Here is a 16,316-nt window from a genome sequence, read left to right as displayed (position 1 = left end):
TGCTCCTGTCAGATGGTGTTGAAGCGAACGACCACGCAGCGATTCCTGGGGTCGCTGGGATCGGAGTACGGCTGCCGCGCATTGCCGTACCCCTTGACCTCGATGCGGTTCCGGGCGACGCCGAGCTGAACCAGCAGACCGGCCACAACCTGGGCGCGTTGGGTGCTGAGCCGCAACGCCACCGGGTTGTTCGGCCGCTTCGACATCGACGACGTGTGACCCTCGACGGACACGCGAGCTGTGGAACCGATCGTGGCGGCACACGGCCGGAGAGCTCGCAGGGTCGCCTGACGGTCCAGCAGGACGGCCTTGTCCGAGGCGAAGTAGGTCGCAGCACTCAGCGTGCACGTCTTCTCGCCGGGTACTCGCGTGGTCCGCGCCGGCACCGGAGTCCCCGGCGGAGGCGGCACTGCCACCACCGGAGCTGCGAGAGTCGACTCGGACGGCGTCGCGTCCGGGTACTCGAACCGGACCATCGGCGCTCCGGCTGCGCGCAGCAACCCGCCCCAAAGGGTTTCTCGATAGACGGACTGCGGACGGCGCAGGACCGGCTGCCGGCCGGACTCGGCCAAGACCACGAAGGTGATCACGGCACCCCGTAGAGCCGGCAACTCACCGGCAGCCTTCAGGTCCTGGATCAGGCCCGCGGGCGCCACGTCGAAGGCGAGCTTGCGGAAGTCGACCGGGTCGGTGGTGTCCAATCCCGACGAGAAGACGAACACCGGCCGCGAGGTGTCGATCCTGGCCTTCGACAATCCCGCGAACAACGCCTGCCCGGCGAAGACCGAGCTCTTCTCGTTCAACTGCCCTTCGAGCTTCGAGATCGACCGCGCGATCTCCTCCGCGGCACGTTCCGGCACCTTGAGCGGCTCCCCGTCCGGCTCACCGTCGAGCCGCGGGGTCATGTCCGCCGTGTTGTAGCCGACCGCTCCGTTGCCCTCGATCCGGACCAGCCGGACCGACTGGTGCGCGAGTCCGGCCTGCTCGACCATCGTCCGCGCGGCGCCATCGATCCGGATTGCGCCCTGATTCGCGGTCGGCGCCGTGTAGACGATGGTCCCGCCCAGCACCGGCGCAGATCCGTGCCGCTGCCGGGCGACCGATACGGCGGCCGAGGCGGACAGGGCGGCGACCACCAGCCCGATCACCAGGGCGAGAGTCCAGCGGCGAGATCCGCGGCGTCCCCGGCGGCGACTGCTCCGGCGTGCGGACAGCCGCATCGGGCGCCGGCGGGAGGTGCGGTACCTGCTTGTCCTGGATCGCATCACGCACCCCCGGCCGGAGTGGGCCGGAGGTGCTCCACAGGGCCGGCGACCGACGGCCGCCCAGCCGATGACAGTGACCCCGAAACCGGTGCCACCGCTTCCTTGAACCGATCTGCGCGCACTGTGTTGCACACAGCACGGCATGCGTTAGGCTTGTGTGTCATCACGGCTCGACCCTCACTTTGGCTGAAGTCGGCGGGTTGTCGGTGATGTAGAGGCGGCTCGGGTGCAACCGGGCCGCCTCTTTGCGTATAAGAGCCTCGACCTCAGCGTAATTGGGCCGCGCACGACTGGTCAACACATGTGCGCGTCTCTTTGCACACGTGCACACTTGGCGCACAATGTGAAACAGCCGATTACCGGATCACGGTTGAATGAAGGCGGTCCGTCGCGCTTGCACGGCGTGCGGCACCGTCCCTAGTCTCAGCGCGCGAAGCGCGGTCAAACAGCGAGGATTCTCGAAGGAGAAGGCGGTGACCGAGACACCCCCTGTCGTGGACGACCAGCGCGAAGCCCGCCGGTTGATCGCCGGCCAGATCCGTCTCGCGCGGAACCAGCGCGGCCTGAGCCAGGCCTCGCTCGGCGCCCGCGTCGACGTCAGTCGCTACGTGATCAACCGGATCGAGGGCGAGAACCAGGATCTTCCGCTCGATCTCGCCGCGAAGCTCGCCGGGGTGCTGGACCTTCCGGACCTGGAGAACCTGACCCGCGCCCAGTTCGAGTCCTCGCCGCGGATCCGGCACGCAAACACCCGGGACGCCCGGCTCAAGGAGCTGCTGAACGCACCGGGGCTCGATCGGCTGGAGATCGTCGTCGGTGACGAGCTCGACATCATCAAGCTGCTCGAGGGCGTCCTCCTCGACCTGCCGCCCACCGTGAACATCATCTTCCCGACCCACGCCCGCCAGCAGCAGTTGCGCGGGCCGGTCGGGCCGAACGCGGCGACGTGGGCCGTGCAGAACCAGATCACCAGGATCTTCGAGGCACTCGCGGTCGGCGGGCGGCTCCATCCGGCCGACGGCGAGCTCGGCTCCGACATCAACCTGTACGAGTCGGACGACGTCCGGCAGTCCTTCGTGCTGGTCAGCTCGAAGGACGGCCTCCAATGCGCCGTCTGGCCGGCCCTGCCCAACGTCAAGCCGACCGACGTCGACGCCATCCCGGTCCTGGTGTCCAGGGATTCGGCCTACATCCGGCTGATCGAGGATCACCTGACCGCGCTGAAGGCCGACAAGCAGCCGCTGACCCACTTGAAAGCCGTGGTGGTGGTCGACCGAGGCACCGAGTCGACCTCAGCCGGCCCGGTCGCCCAGCACCGGCTGTCCAGCTACTTCCGGCTCGGCACCGACTCCGAGCAGGTGGCGGCCGCGGGTGAGGACGACACCACCGGGCGCTTCGGTTTCGGCGTATCGCTGATCCTGATCCACGGCTACTTCGAGCGGACCGGCCGCCCACTGGGCCGCCGGGTCCTGCTGCCGAAAGATTCGAAGTCCGCGACCTTCCAGTTGTTCAGCACGCACATCTCGGACGAGGATCTCGAACGGACCGGGGAACGCGGGGCCCGGTCGACGGCGACGCACCGGTCGGCACGGCGCCGGCTGATCGAAGGCGACCGGGAGGCGGCCGTCAACTCGCCCGCGTTCATCCGCGCCGCCCGGCACGGCCTCCTGGACGAGCTCGGCGCCGACGTACCGGCCGGCGCCCTGCAGGAGATTTTCTTGCCTGAGCCGCTCTGGATCGTTGAGAAGACGGATCCGGACGGCAACCGGCTGATGCCGGTGGTGCCACGACTGTTCCATCTCGATCTGACACCTCGCAACTACCAGGACGAGGCGTACAGAGCCCGGATCGAGGGCGCTGGAGAGGTGGGAACGATGAGGCTCGACGACTGGCTGGCATCCGTCGACAGCCTCGAAGCGGCGCTCCTGGAAACCACGGAGAGTGTGGCGTTCGGCCAGCGGGACCTGCTGACCCCGACCGAACCACTCAACGACTTCCTGGAGACGGCCCGCACGAAGACGAAGGACTGGTTCAATTCCGTGCTGCAAGACCTCAAGATTGTGATGGAGTGATGAACACTACTGGTGTTGACCATGACCTCAGGCGGGTTCCGCGCGAGTGGCTCGACGCGCTGGAACTGACCGCGGGGTCTGCCGAACCCGTTGCGACGTACGCTCCGGTCCTCGCCCTGACGATCACCCGTGAGGCCGAGGGTTCGCGACAGGTTCTGGCGTGTGTGCGTTCTCCGCAGGAGAACCGCACGCACCCGGGGGTGCTGAGCTCGCCGACGGTGCGGGTTCGGGGGATCGACGATCTGTCCGGGCTGCCCACCGGGCGGGTGTCGGAGGGCGTGCCGGCGTGGCTGGGCGCTCATGTCGACCAGCTACTGGGCGGGAAGCTGGCGGCGGCAAGTGACCTGACGGCCGGCCTGGCGCCGGACATCGTGCAGGTTTGGCAAGCTCACAGCGTGATCGGGATCGCCAGCGGGCGGCCGGTGACCGAGGCGCTGACGATGATCAACGCGCACATCGCGGTACCGGCTGGTGTCGAGGTGTTCCCGCGGACGACGGCGTCGTACTCGTGGATCGGATTCGTGGACGAGGAACGGCACGCGCAGGCCGTGCAGCGGCGGGACGCGGACGTCCTGGGGGTGTCCTTCGGAGCCGAGACGCCACTCGTCTACGGTCTGTGCACCTTGAGTACGGCGGCCATGCTCGAGGCCACCGCCGAGGCCCTGATTTCCTGACCTACGTCAGCTCTGCTCCGCGGTGCGGATCCGTTCAGCCAGCGTTCGGACCGCATCGCGGAGTGCTTGTTCGGGGTCCACTCCGGACGACCTGGCGCGCTGGACCAGCCCCAGGAGCTCGGCGCCGACCTTCTCGTGGTCGCCCGTGCCTGCCGTGACGACCTCTGCCGACTCCGGCAGCACCCGGGACGCGCGGGACAGGACCTTGTCCGCCAGCGCCAGCGCAGGCAAGGTCAGCGGGATCCCCTCCAGGACCGAAGTGCGCTGCTTCTCGGCCGCTTTGATGGTCTCCCAGTTGGCCTCGACCGCTGCCAGGTCCTTGTTCGTCTCGTCGCCGAAGACGTGGGGGTGGCGGCGGATGAGCTTCTCGACGATGTCGCCGGCGACATCGTCGATGGAGTAGTCCTCGTCGGGGTGTTCCTCGGCGATCCGGGAGTGGAAGGCGACCTGGAGCAGGAGGTCGCCGAGCTCCTCGCGCAGGTGGACCCGGTCGCCGGTGTCGATGGCTTCGAGGGTCTCGTAGGTCTCCTCGAGCAGGTACTTCGCCAGGCTCTCGTGGGTCTGCTCCTGGTCCCACGGGCAGTTGCGCCGCAGCCGGTCCATCACCCGCACGAGGTCGATCAGCCGCGCGCCGGGTACGTCGTACGACCCGTGCAGGATCTCCACGTCGTACGGCGGCCGCGGCTCACGACTCACCTGATCCGCCACCACGCGCAGCAGCCCTGGTTCGCCGTCGTCCCCCACCAGCCAGGCGACCTGTCGACCCGACGCCGCCGCATCGCTGAGCCAAGCCCAGTGCTCGGCGACGCCACCTTCGACCTGGGTGACGACCAGCCCGGAACCCACCAGGGCCTGCACGTCCGGGCGCAGGTCAGCGGCACCGATCGCGTCAGCGCCGGTGAAGGCTTGCCAGGCGGCGTGGGTGAGGATGCCCGGGGCTACTCGGGGGCTGGTCAGGACGACCTTGATCGCGCCGCCCGTGGTGTCACCAGGCATGCAGGGGCCTCAGCCCTGGCCCTGCTGGGCGTTCTCGGCGGCCTCGCGCTTCGCCTTGGCCTGGGCGGACTCCTCGGACAGCGAGCCGGAGACCTTGTTGTCGATCGCCCCGTCGGTCCACTGACCGAAGCGCGGCGAGATCTCGACCTTCACGTCCTTGGAGGCTTCCTTGACCTGCTGGATCCCGGCCTGCTGCGCCTGCTGCACGTTCGGGTCCTTGACCCCGCTGCCGCCACCCAGCTTGATGGTGGCGACCGCGGACGCGGCCACCTCGTGCAGGAACTCGCGCGCCACCGGGTCCGCCTCGAACTTCGCGAACGCGGTCGGGTCGTTGACCACCAGCTTGGCCGCCTCGGCCGTCTCGGCGTCGCTCACGCTGATCGACCGCTGCTCGCTGACCTGCGACACCAGCGCGTTGTTGACCAGCTCGCTCAGCGCCACCGCGGTGCTGAACTGCTGCCCGAGCGCCGAGCTGACCGCACGCGAGGTCTCGTCGACGTCGCCGACGGTGATCTCGGAATCGCCGACCACAGCCGCCGCACCCGGGTGCGTCCCCGCCGCGCAGCCGCCGACCAGCAGCACCGACGCCACTGCCGCACCGATGGCCCGAAGCCGTCGCCCTCTGCTCACCGAACTGTCTCCTCGCCTTTGTCCGTCGAAACTACACCGAGGCCCCGACCGGCTCGGCGATCACGTCGTCGATCAGCCGGGTGCACCACTGCAGCAGCTCCTGGTCACGGAGCGGCTGACCGGCGACCGGCCGGGTGGCAGGTCTCGGCACCAGGATGGTACGCAGTTGCGGCTTCACCAGACTCTTCGGGTACAGCCTGTTCAGCCGCAGCACCTTCGAGTCGGGCAGCTCGACCGGCCCGAACCGGATCAGATTGCCCTGCAGCGTCACGTCGTGCAGCCCCGCCCGGCGGGCGTGGTTGCGGAACTTCGCCACCTCGATCAGGTTCAGCACCGGCTGCGGGATGTCGCCGTACCGGTCGTGCAGCTCCTCGACCAGCTCCGCGATGCCGTCGTCGTCGCGTACGGCGGCCAGCCGCTGGTACATCTCGAGTCGCAGCCGTTGCGACGGGATGTAGTCGTGCGGGAGGTGCGCGTCGATCGGCAGCTCGATCTTGACCTCGGGCTCCTCGGCCTGGGTGTCGCCGCGGTACTCCGCGACCGCCTCGCCGACCAGCCGGACGTACAGGTCGAAGCCGACGTCGGCGATGTGCCCGGACTGCTCGCCGCCGAGCAGGTTGCCGGCGCCGCGGATCTCCAGGTCCTTCATCGCGACCGCCATCCCGCCGCCGAGGTCGGCGTGCTGGGCGATCGTGGCCAGCCGGTCGTGGGCGGTCTCGGTCAGCGGCTTCTCCGGCGGGAAGAAGAAGTACGCGTACGCGCGCTCGCGGCCCCGGCCGACCCGGCCGCGGAGCTGGTGCAGCTGGGACAGGCCGAGCAGGTCCGAGCGCTCGACGATCATCGTGTTCGCGTTCGAGATGTCGATCCCGGACTCGACGATCGTCGTACACACGATCACGTCGGAGCGCTTCTCCCAGAAGTCCTGGATGACCTGCTCGAGCGTGTGCTCGTTCATCTGGCCGTGCGCGACGCTGACCCGTGCCTCGGGGACCAGCTGGCGGATCCGGGCGGCCGCCTTCTCGATCGTGTTCACCCGGTTGTGCACGACGAAGACCTGGCCCTCGCGGAGCAGCTCGCGCCGGATCGCGGCGGTGATCTGGCCTTCCTCGTACGCGCCGACGAAGGTCAGCACCGGGTGCCGTTCCTCCGGCGGGGTGGCGATCGTGGACATCTCCCGGATGCCGGTGATCGACATCTCCAGCGTCCGTGGGATCGGCGTCGCCGACATCGTGAGTACGTCGACCGCCGTCCGCAACCGCTTCAGCTGTTCCTTGTGCTCGACGCCGAACCGCTGCTCCTCGTCGACGATCACCAGGCCGAGGTCCTTGAACTGCATCTCACCGGACAGCAGCCGGTGGGTGCCGATCACGACGTCCACGGTCCCGTCGGCCAGCCCGTCCGTGGCGGCCTTGGCCTCCTTGTCGGTCTGGAACCGCGACAGCGGCGCCACGTTCACCGGGAAGGCGGCGTACCGCTCGGCGAAGGTCGCGTAGTGCTGCTGCACCAGCAGCGTCGTCGGCACCAGTACGGCGACCTGCTTGCCGTCCTGCACTGCCTTGAAGGCGGCCCGGACGGCGATCTCGGTCTTGCCGTAGCCGACGTCGCCGCAGACGATCCGGTCCATCGGGATGACGCGCTCCATGTCGCGCTTCACGTCGTCGATGGTGGCCAGCTGGTCCGGCGTCTCCACGAACGGGAACGCGTCCTCGAGCTCGCGCTGCCACGGGGTGTCCACGGCGAACGCGTGCCCCTTGGTCGCCTGGCGGGCAGCGTACAGCTTGATCAGCTCACCGGCGATCTGCCGGACCGCCTTGCGGGCGCGGCCCTTGCGCTTGGCCCAGTCGGCGCCGCCCATCTTGTCCAGGGTCGGCTGCTCGCCGCCGACGTACCGGGTGACCTGGTCGAGCTGGTCGGTCGGCACATACAGCCGGTCGCCGGGCTGACCGCGCTTGCTCGGCGCGAACTCGATGACGACGTACTCACGGGTGGCTTTCTGCGCGCCGCTGCCGACGGTCCGCTGCATCATCTCGGCGTACCGGCCGACGCCGTGCTGCTCGTGCACGACGAAGTCGCCGGGCTGCAGCTCGAGCGGGTCGATGGTCTTCTTCCGCCGGCTCGGCATCCGTTGCTGCGAACGCCGTTCGGCCGCGGACCGCTGACCGGCCAGGTCGTTCTCGGTGAGCACCGCGAACTTGATGCCTTCGGCAATGAACCCGTGGTCGAGCTGGCCTTGCGAGATCAGTACGACGCCCGGATCGGGGATCTCCTCGATGCCGTCGACCGCACGGGCGGGCAGCTCGGCCTCGGAGAACACCTCGGCCAGACGCTGCGCGGGACCGTGACCCTCGGTCACGCAGACGACACGCCAGCCGTCCCGCAGCCAGCCGCGGATGTCCTCGACCGCGGCCGAGGTCTCACCGCGGTACGGGTCCACCTCGTGCGCTGCGATGGCCCGGCTCCGGACCGCACCGGCCTCGGTGTCGATGTCGAACGCGACCCGCTCGCCCATCGAGTCCCGCAGCTCCGGGCCGTCGGTCGGCGCCGCCGCGAACGGCGACATGCTCCACCAGGCCAGGCCGTTGCTCAGCGCATGCGACCGGACATCCCCGAGTGACATGTAAGCCGCCGCGCCCAGGTCGATCGGCGCCTCGCCACCACCGGCAGCAGCCGCCCAGGACGCTTCGAGGAACTCCTGGCTGGTCGCGACCAAGTCGTGCGCACGGGCCCGGACGCGCTCCGGGTCGCTGACCACGACGTGCGTACCGGCGGGCATCAGGTCGACCAGCAGCTCCATCTCGTCGACAAGCACCGGCGCCAGCGACTCCATGCCCTCGACGGCATGCCCTTCGGCGAGCTTCTCGAACAGCTCGGCGAGCTCCGGGTGCTCCTTCGCCAGTACGGCGGCCCGCGACCGGACCTGGTCGGTCAAGAGCAGCTCGCGGCACGGCGGGGCCCACAGACCGTGCTCGGCGATCTCCAGGGAGCGCTGGTCGGCGACCGCGAAGTACCGGACCTCTTCCACGTCGTCGCCGAAGAAGTCGACCCGCAGCGGGTGCTCCTCGGTCGGCGGGAACACGTCGATGATGCCGCCGCGGACAGCGAACTCACCTCGGCGCTCCACCAGGTCGACCCGGTGGTACGCCGCCCCGGCCAGCGCCTCGACGACCTCCTCGAGCTCGACTGTGTCGCCGACGTGCAGCTGCACCGGCTTGAGGTCGGCCAGCCCGGCGACCTGCGGCTGCAGCACGGACCGCACCGGCGCGACCAGGATCTTGATCGGCCCGGTGGTCTCGTCCGACGGGTCCGGGTGGACCAGGCGGCGCAGTACGGCGAGGCGGCGGCCGACCGTGTCCGAACGGGGCGAGAGCCGCTCGTGCGGCAGGGTCTCCCAGGCCGGGTAGTAGGCGACTGTCGCGGGGTCGACCAGGCACTGGAGGGCCTCGGTGAGCTCCTCGGCCTCGCGGAACGTCGCGGTGACCGCGAGCACCGGGCGATCGGCGCCGTTCTGCTCGGAGGCCAGCGCCGCGAGCAGGACCGGGCGGATCGGGCCCGGGGCACTCAGGTCGAGCGTGGTGACGACATCGTTCTTGGCGTCGCGAACGGCCTCGGCCACCACCGGATCGGTGACCAGGGTGTCGACGAGACCGCCCAGTTTCACGAGTTGTCCCGCCTCATGAGTTGTACCGCCCTTGGGTTGCTTCGAGGCCGTCGGTGAGCAGTGACTCGACCGCGTCCGCCGTCCGGTCCACCGCGAACGGCAGGTCCTTGCGCTCGGTCGAGGAGAACTCGTTCAGGACGAAGTCGGCGGGGTTCTGCCGGCCCGGTGGACGACCCACACCGAACCGGACTCGGTAGTACTCACCGGTGCCAAGCGACTTCCGCAGCGACTTCAGCCCGTTGTGGCCGTTGTCGCCACCGCCGAACTTGGCCCGCAGCACGCCGAAGTCGATGTCCAGCTCGTCGTGCACCACGACCAGGCCGGTGGGCTCGACCTTGAAGAACTTCAGCAGCCCGGACACCGGGCCGCCGGACTCGTTCATGTACGAGCGGGGCTTGGCCAGCACGGTCCGGATGCCGCTGATCCGGGTCTCGATCACCTCGGCCCGGACCTGCTTGTGCTGCTTCCACTTCCCGCCGGTGCGGGCGGCCAGCTCGTCGGCGACCAGGTGGCCGACGTTGTGCCGGGTGCGGGCGTACGAAGGGCCGGGATTCCCCAGTCCGACGACCAACCACACGTCGTCCGCCACGGATCCCGGCCCTCCTGAAAGTTCTGCTGCGCTGAGGAGACTACTCCGCGGCGGCGGCCACCGGCTCCTCGGCCGGAGCCTCCTCGGTCTTCTCGTCCTTCTCGATGCCGGCCTCGGCCTCGGCGCCGGACAGCTCGGCCTCGAGCTGCTCGGCGGTCTGCTGGGCCGTCACGTTCACGATCAGGGCGTCCGGCTCGGTGATCAGCGTGGTGCCGTTCGGCAGGGACAGGTCGGAAGCGTGGATCTGGGCGCCGACCTCGAGGCCCTCGATCGACACGGTGATGCTCTCCGGGATGTGGGTGGCCTCGGCCTCGACCAGCACGGTGGCGTGCTCGGTGACGACCAGGGTTTCGCTGGCCGCCTCGCCCTCGAGGTGGACCGCGACCTCGACCTGGACCTTCTCGCCGCGCTTCACGATCACCAGGTCGACGTGCTCGATGAAACCCTTCAGCGGGTCGCGCTGGACCTGCTTCGGCAGCGCCAGGTGGCTCTCGCCGCCGGCGACCTCGATCAGCAGCAGGGCGTTCGCGGTCTTCAGGGCCAGCATGGTGTCGTGACCGGGCAGCGTGATGTGCACCGGGTCACTGCCGTGGCCGTACAGGACTGCGGGAACCTTGTTGTCCCGGCGGATTCGGCGGGCAGCACCCTTGCCGAACTCCGTGCGCGATTCGGCTTGGATCTTGACCTCGGCCACGAGATGAACTCCTCAGTGCGTTGCGGTGATCTGTTGTCTAGATGGAACTCGGCTGCGGCCTCAGCGGGCGCCTTGTGACCCCGGAGAAGGCGTCAGGCAACGAACCACCGCGTCGATCACGGAGCCGCGCCCAACAGTTCTCGGGGGGCGTCCCTCGCCGAGGCAACCAAAACAGTCTACCCATCACCCCGCCCGGACAGGAAATCCGTTCCTCGGCTGCGCAATCGCCGGTCCGGACGGTGACTTTTCGCCGCGGGGCTATACCGGAATCGGCTGGCCCGCCGGTTCGCTAGCGTGCTCGCGTGCTCGCGGCCACGTTGCTCCTCCCGCTGTTCGTCCTTCTGCTGATCACGCTGCTGGTCGTGTCGATCGTGGTGATCCACAAGAAGGGCTCTGCCGCGCTGCGACGGCGGGCGGCGGAGGCGGCGCAGTCCGGCTGGGTCCTGGCGCCGCCGAATCCGTGGCTGATGGACGTCGCCGCGCGGTTGTTCACGTACGGCGAGCCCGGGGAGATGTTCGCCGGGCAGTTCCGCGGTCGCGGGATGTGCGTGCTGGACTACGTCTTCTCGACCGCCGGGGCGAACGGTCAGGTCCAGCGGCGGATCGTGCACGTGGTCGCCCTGAACCTGCCGGTCCCCCTTCCACCGCTGACACTGACGAAGGAGCGGGTTCTCGGCGGCGGTGACCAAGAATTCGAGAACCAGGCGTTCAACGACAGGTTCCAGGTCGACTGCGCGGACGACCGGTTCGCCTCGGCGGTCCTGACGCCGCGGATGATGGAGTGGATGCTGTTCAACGGCGGCCTGGAGTGGCAGGTCGCCGGCAACGCACTGGTCTCCTGGGGCGACAACCGGTTCGTCGTCCGCGACGTGCTGGCCCGCTTGGAGGCGATGGAAGGCGTGATCGAGCGAATCCCGCCGCAGGTGTTCCGCGACTACGCGCCGCCGGCTAGGTGAGCTTGGTCCAGACCTGGCGGAGGGCTCGGGCGGCGTCGCCTTCGAGCCCGGCCTCGTCCAGGGTCTCGGCGAGCTCGTCGAACTCCGGGCCCCAGCGCCAGGCGACGCGGCGGAGCTGATCAGGCAGAGCCGGGTCGCTCAGCGAGCCGGCATCTCCCCGGACCTGCTGGGCGGTCAGCGCCTCGGTCACGCCATACTTCTCGGCCAGTTGAAAAGCGAGAACGGCCAGTGCCGCTTTGCCCTTGTTGTAGAGCGCGTACGACGACTTGGCCGCGCTGGCCGCACCTGGTTCGTTGCCGACCACCATCGGTGTGACCGCGGTCCCGGCCCACAGCCCGGCGGCCTGCTCGGCGGCCGCGCCGGACAGCATCAGGTGCGTCGGACTAGGTCCCCCCGTCGGCGGCGGGCCGACCACGCCGGCGTCCACGAACGTCGCCCGGGCGACCGCTTCCTGCGCCTCCCGCAACGACTTCGGCGACAGCGGGTTCGCCTCGATGTACAGCCCGTCGAACCCGGCCTGCCCCACCTGTACGGCGATGTCCACCGCGCCCTGGGGTGCGCACGAACACAGCACCACCTCGGCCTGGGCGACCGCCTCGGCGAACGGTGTGCCGATCAGGCCCGCGTCGGCGGCGCGCGCCGTACTGTCCGGGCTTCGTCCCTCCGGCACCCAGTGCACTTCGTGGCCCGCGGCAACCAACTGCGCGGCCAGCTTCGAACCCATCGCGCCGGGGTGGAACACAGCGATCCGCATGGAGTGGTCCTCAGGGTGAGCGGTCAGTGCTCCCCAAGATATGCCAGTACGGCGAGCACCCGGCGGTGCTTCGCGACGAGCTCGACCGAATCAGGCGCGGCCGTCGAACAGGCTGGTCACCGAGCCGTCCTCGAAGACCTCGCGGATGGCCCGGCTGATCAGCGGCGCGATCGAGAGCTCGGTCAGCTTGTCGAACCGGCGGTCCTCCGCGATCGGCAGCGTGTTGGTGACGATCACCTCGCTGGCCTGGCAGTTCTTCAGCCGGTCCACCGCCGGGCCGGACAGGATCGCGTGGGTCGCCGCGATCACGACCCCGGCGGCGCCGTCGGCGTACAGCGCGTCGGCCGCCTTGGTGATCGTGCCGGCGGTGTCGATCATGTCGTCGACCAGGATGCAGACCCGGTCCTTGACCTCACCGACGACCCGGTTCGCGACCGTCTCGTTCGGCCGGTCGATGTCGCGGGTCTTGTGGATGAAGGCCAGCGGCACGCCGTTCAGCCGGGCCGACCACTGCTCGGCCACCTTGATCCGGCCGGCGTCCGGCGACACCACGGCCAGCTTCTGGTCGCCGTACTTCTGCTGCACGTAGTCGCTCAGGATCGGCAGCGCCATCAGGTGGTCCACCGGGCCGTCGAAGAAGCCCTGGATCTGCGAGGTGTGCAGGTCGACGCAGATCAGCCGGTTCGCGCCCGCGGTCTTGAACAGGTCGGCCATCAGCCGGGCCGAGATCGGCTCCCGGCCGCGGTGCTTCTTGTCCTGCCGCGCGTACCCGTAGAACGGCAGCACCACGGTGATCCGCTTGGCCGACGCCCGCTTGAGCGCGTCGACCATGATCAGCTGCTCCATGATCCACTCGTTGATCGGCGAGGTGTGGCTCTGGATCACGAACGCGTCGCTGCCCCGGACCGACTCCTCGAACCGGACGTAGATCTCGCCGTTGGCGAAGTCGTACGCCGACGTCGGGACCAGGCCGGAGCCGAGCTGCTCGGCGACCTCCTCGGCCAGACCGGGGTGAGCCCGGCCGGAGAACACCATCAGGTTCTTCTCGGTGGTTCGCTTCATGCCGCTCATGGCCGGCCTCCCGTTACGCCTTCTCGCCAGTGTCGCCCACAGCAGCGTCGTCCGTCTGCTGCGCCGCAAGCGCCTCTTCGGCCGCCTTCGCCGTCTTGGTACCCGCTCGCTTGCGAGCCACCCAGCCCTTGATGTTGCGCTGCCGGCCGCGCGCGACCGCGATCTCACCCGGGCCGACGTCCTCGGTCAGCGCCGTACCGGCGGCCAGGTAGGCGCCGTCCGCGATCGTCCGCGGCGCGACCAGCACGGAGTTGCTGCCGATGAAGGAGTGCTTGCCGACGTGCGTCGGGTGCTTGGCGACCCCGTCGTAGTTGGCGAAGATCGTGCCGGCGCCGATGTTCGCGCCTTCGCCGATCGTCGCGTCACCGGCGTACGTCAGGTGCGGCACCTTGGCGCCGTCGCCGATGCTGGTGTTCTTGGTCTCGACGAAGGTGCCGATCTTGCCCTTCACGCCGACGCTGGTGCCCGGCCGAAGGTAGGCGAACGGGCCGACGGAGGCCTGCGGGCCGATCTCGGACTGCGAGCCGTGCGCCCGGATGATCGTCGCCTGGGCGCCGACCTTCACATCGGTCAGCGTGGTGTCCGGGCCGATCGTGGCGCCCTCGTCGACCGTGGTGGCGCCGTGCAGCTGGGTGTTCGGCAGCAGGGTGACGTCGCGGGCGAGCTGGACGGTCTGGTCGACCCACGTGGTGTTCGGGTCGACGATCGTGACGCCCGCGCGCATCAGCTTGTCGAGGGTACGGCGGTTCAGCTCGGCGCGGAGCGTGGCCAGCTGGACGCGGTCGTTGACGCCCTCGGTCTGCATCGCGTCCTCGGTGACGTACGCGCCGACCCGCTTGCCGTCCTCCCTCGCGATCGCGAGGACGTCAGTCAGGTACAGCTCACCCTGCGCGTTGTCGGTGGTGATCCGGCTCAGCCCGTCGCGCAGCGTAGCCGCGTCGAACACGTAGATCCCGGCGTTGATCTCGTCGATCTGCCGCTGCGCCGACGTCGCGTCCTTGTGCTCGACGATCCCGGCGACGGTGCCGTCCTCGCCCGGGATGATCCGCCCGTACCCGGTCGGGTCGGGCACCCGCGCGGTCAGCACGGTCACCGCGTTGCCCTGCTTGTCGTGTTCGGCGACCAGCTCCTGCAACGTCTCCGCCTCGAGCAGCGGCACGTCACCCGACGTGACGATGACCGAGCCGTCGAAGTCCTGCGGTACGGCGCTCAGGCCGCAACGGACCGCGTCACCGGTGCCCAGCTGCTGCTCCTGGACGGCGGTCTTCACCTCGGGGTCCACGGTGGCGAGGTGCGCCTCGACCAGCTCGCGGCCGTTGCCGACCACGACCACCAGGTGCTCCGGGGCGAGTGCACGGGCGGTGACCACGGCGTGCCCGACGAGACTGCGCCCGCCGATCTCGTGCAACACCTTCGGGGTCGCCGATTTCATCCGGGTTCCCAGACCGGCGGCCATGATCACGACCGCCGCGGGACGATGGGAAGTCACGCGGTCTTCTCCTCGAGTTCCCTGCAAGTTTCTGGAGCCAGTATCAGCATGGGCACTCGAAACGGTGCCCGCGCAAGCCTACTTGCTCCCCCGCGCACCCCTCACCGGCCCCACCCGCACACCGTGACCCGCCTCACGCGCTGCTGACGCTCCGTATCTTCCCTACGATCACCCTGTGGACTTCGCCGCCGCCCTCGCCACCCTCATCGCCCTGGCCGCTGCCCTGACCACCGCCGTAACCCTCACCCGCCAGTCCCGCCGAACCCGCGACCTTCCCTTCCTCACCAGCCGCCGCCCGGCCCTCTCGCAGCCCCCAGACCGGTCGCGGCCCTCGTACCCCGCGCCACCAGCCAAACCAGGCCCCCGGCAGCCCCCAGCCGACCCGGGACCGTGGGAACCCCCTGCCGACCCGGGACCGTGGCAACCCCCGACCGAACGCCGCCGCGCCCCCGCACCTGGCAGCGCTTCCGCCGGCCAACAGGCCGGCCCTCCCCCAGCCCAACAGGCCAGTCCTGCCCCGGCACAATCGGTCGGCGCTCCCCCGGCACAATCGGCCGGCGCTCCCCCAGCACCACCAGTCAGCAGCGCACCGCCGGCGCCACCCGTCGCCGCCGACCCCCTCGCGACGCTCACCCCCGCCCAGCAGGCCGCGATCATCACGGCGCTGCGCGCCGAGCTCGCCGCCGCCGCCAAATCCGCCGACCGCAAGGCCCTCTACGCCAACCTCCTCTTCTTCGCCGCCGGCCTCCTGGCCAGCATCCTGATAACCCTCCTGGTCCAACCGCTCTGACGGCGTACATCACCGCCTTCGCTCGCACCCCCGGCTGCCATCCTGGGTGAGTCAGCGATCGGACGAAGGAGCTTTCATGAGTTTGTCGCTAGGAGCAATCGTTCTGAATGTCCCGGACCGGGTGCGCTCGGCCGCCTTCTGGAGCCAGGCCCTCGCGTACGACCCCGACCCGGGCAACCCCGACTTCCTCGGCCCCCGCAACGGACACGGCTCCCGCATCCACCTCGACGAAACCGACCGCACCCACCTCGACCTCTGGGTCGACAAGACCATCTCCACCCCCGACGCCGAAGTCGAGCGCCTGACCGCCCTAGGCGCCCATGGAGTCGAAGGCTGGACCTACCCACCCGACGCCGACTTCATAGTCATGCAAGCGCCCGACGGCACCACCTTCTGCATCATCGGCTGACCCCTTGGACGCCCGACGATGCCCGCAGTGCGGCGAGCCCGGCCGGCCAGTCCTCTTCGGCCTCCCCGTCCCCGAGGCGGTGAGTGCCGGCCACGACAACCGCATCATCCTCGCCGGCTGCCTGGTCCCGGACGATCCACCAAACCGCTCCTGCCGCAATCACCACGACTGGCACGACCCCGACGAGCCAGCCTGGCAGCAGGAACTCATCACGATCCTCCACACCTACGGCTACACAGACTCAGCCGAATGACCCCTCAACAAAGCCG

Annotated in this window: 15 protein-coding genes; 6 read left to right on the top strand and 9 right to left on the bottom strand. The window is 69.5% G+C overall.

Annotated elements, in window-relative coordinates:
- Positions 1–8: 8 nt before the first annotated feature.
- Entirely contained in the window at positions 9–1,148 is a 1,140-nt protein-coding gene (locus ACIBL3_RS45215) for an OmpA family protein (RefSeq protein WP_396360218.1), read from the bottom strand.
- A gap of 590 nt (positions 1,149–1,738) precedes the next feature.
- Between ACIBL3_RS45215 and ACIBL3_RS45210 the strand changes: the two genes are divergently transcribed.
- Positions 1,739–3,337 carry a helix-turn-helix transcriptional regulator gene (locus ACIBL3_RS45210; RefSeq protein ID WP_396360217.1) on the top strand — a complete coding sequence of 533 codons (1,599 nt, stop codon included), beginning with the start codon at positions 1,739–1,741 and terminating at the stop codon, positions 3,335–3,337.
- On the top strand, positions 3,337–4,011 hold the full coding sequence (locus tag ACIBL3_RS45205) for a hypothetical protein (RefSeq protein WP_396360216.1): 675 nt from the start codon (positions 3,337–3,339) through the stop codon (positions 4,009–4,011). Before ACIBL3_RS45210 ends, ACIBL3_RS45205 begins: the two co-directional genes overlap by 1 nt.
- Before the next feature lie 6 nt (positions 4,012–4,017).
- Here the strand turns inward: ACIBL3_RS45205 and ACIBL3_RS45200 are convergent, their stop codons facing one another.
- The 5 genes from ACIBL3_RS45200 to ACIBL3_RS45180 are packed head-to-tail and all read right to left on the bottom strand — an operon-like array spanning position 4,018 to position 10,578.
- Positions 4,018–5,007, bottom strand: coding sequence for a MazG family protein (locus ACIBL3_RS45200; protein WP_396360215.1), 990 nt, complete (start codon positions 5,005–5,007; stop codon positions 4,018–4,020).
- A 9-nt stretch (positions 5,008–5,016) separates the two neighbouring features.
- Positions 5,017–5,637 carry a hypothetical protein gene (locus tag ACIBL3_RS45195; protein ID WP_396360214.1) on the bottom strand — a complete coding sequence of 207 codons (621 nt, stop codon included), beginning with the start codon at positions 5,635–5,637 and terminating at the stop codon, positions 5,017–5,019.
- Positions 5,638–5,668: 31 nt separating this feature from the next.
- Positions 5,669–9,295: a transcription-repair coupling factor gene (mfd, locus tag ACIBL3_RS45190; RefSeq protein WP_396360213.1), complete on the bottom strand. Its 3,627-nt coding sequence runs from the start codon at positions 9,293–9,295 to the stop codon at positions 5,669–5,671.
- Between the two features lie 13 nt (positions 9,296–9,308).
- Positions 9,309–9,884 carry an aminoacyl-tRNA hydrolase gene (pth, locus tag ACIBL3_RS45185; RefSeq protein WP_396360212.1) on the bottom strand — a complete coding sequence of 192 codons (576 nt, stop codon included), beginning with the start codon at positions 9,882–9,884 and terminating at the stop codon, positions 9,309–9,311.
- Positions 9,885–9,924: 40 nt separating this feature from the next.
- On the bottom strand, positions 9,925–10,578 hold the full coding sequence (locus tag ACIBL3_RS45180) for a 50S ribosomal protein L25/general stress protein Ctc (protein WP_396360211.1): 654 nt from the start codon (positions 10,576–10,578) through the stop codon (positions 9,925–9,927).
- 302 nt (positions 10,579–10,880) lie between these two features.
- On the opposite strand from ACIBL3_RS45180, the gene ACIBL3_RS45175 reads away from it, so the two are divergent.
- Complete coding sequence (locus tag ACIBL3_RS45175) at positions 10,881–11,534, top strand: hypothetical protein (RefSeq protein ID WP_396360210.1); 654 nt, start codon at positions 10,881–10,883, stop codon at positions 11,532–11,534.
- Here ACIBL3_RS45175 and ACIBL3_RS45170 read toward each other — a convergent pair.
- The 3 genes from ACIBL3_RS45170 to glmU form a co-directional block, all read right to left on the bottom strand.
- Positions 11,527–12,288, bottom strand: coding sequence for an NAD(P)-binding domain-containing protein (locus ACIBL3_RS45170; RefSeq protein ID WP_396360209.1), 762 nt, complete (start codon positions 12,286–12,288; stop codon positions 11,527–11,529). The two genes, ACIBL3_RS45175 and ACIBL3_RS45170, sit on opposite strands and share 8 nt — an antisense overlap.
- A gap of 90 nt (positions 12,289–12,378) precedes the next feature.
- Positions 12,379–13,359, bottom strand: a complete 981-nt coding sequence (locus tag ACIBL3_RS45165; RefSeq protein WP_396360208.1) for a ribose-phosphate diphosphokinase — start codon at positions 13,357–13,359, stop codon at positions 12,379–12,381.
- A gap of 13 nt (positions 13,360–13,372) precedes the next feature.
- Positions 13,373–14,848, bottom strand: coding sequence for a bifunctional UDP-N-acetylglucosamine diphosphorylase/glucosamine-1-phosphate N-acetyltransferase GlmU (gene glmU, locus ACIBL3_RS45160; RefSeq protein WP_396360207.1), 1,476 nt, complete (start codon positions 14,846–14,848; stop codon positions 13,373–13,375).
- 175 nt (positions 14,849–15,023) lie between these two features.
- Here glmU and ACIBL3_RS45155 point away from each other — a divergent pair, with 175 nt between their 5' ends.
- The 3 genes from ACIBL3_RS45155 (at position 15,024) to ACIBL3_RS45145 (ending at position 16,300) form a co-directional block, all read left to right on the top strand.
- A complete protein-coding gene (locus ACIBL3_RS45155; RefSeq protein WP_396360205.1) occupies positions 15,024–15,638 on the top strand; it encodes a hypothetical protein in 615 nt (204 codons plus the stop codon).
- 76 nt (positions 15,639–15,714) lie between these two features.
- Positions 15,715–16,047 (top strand): VOC family protein, encoded by a 333-nt coding sequence (locus tag ACIBL3_RS45150; protein WP_396360204.1) that lies wholly within the window; start codon positions 15,715–15,717, stop codon positions 16,045–16,047.
- 4 nt (positions 16,048–16,051) lie between these two features.
- Positions 16,052–16,300: a hypothetical protein gene (locus ACIBL3_RS45145; RefSeq protein WP_396360203.1), complete on the top strand. Its 249-nt coding sequence runs from the start codon at positions 16,052–16,054 to the stop codon at positions 16,298–16,300.
- The last annotated feature ends 16 nt before the right edge of the window (positions 16,301–16,316 follow it).

This window comes from Kribbella sp. NPDC050124 (assembly GCF_044460355.1).
In the GTDB taxonomy this organism is placed as follows: domain Bacteria; phylum Actinomycetota; class Actinomycetes; order Propionibacteriales; family Kribbellaceae; genus Kribbella.
The sequence above is the reverse complement of the archived record's forward strand: the minus strand, read 5'-3'. Positions and strand labels throughout refer to the sequence as shown.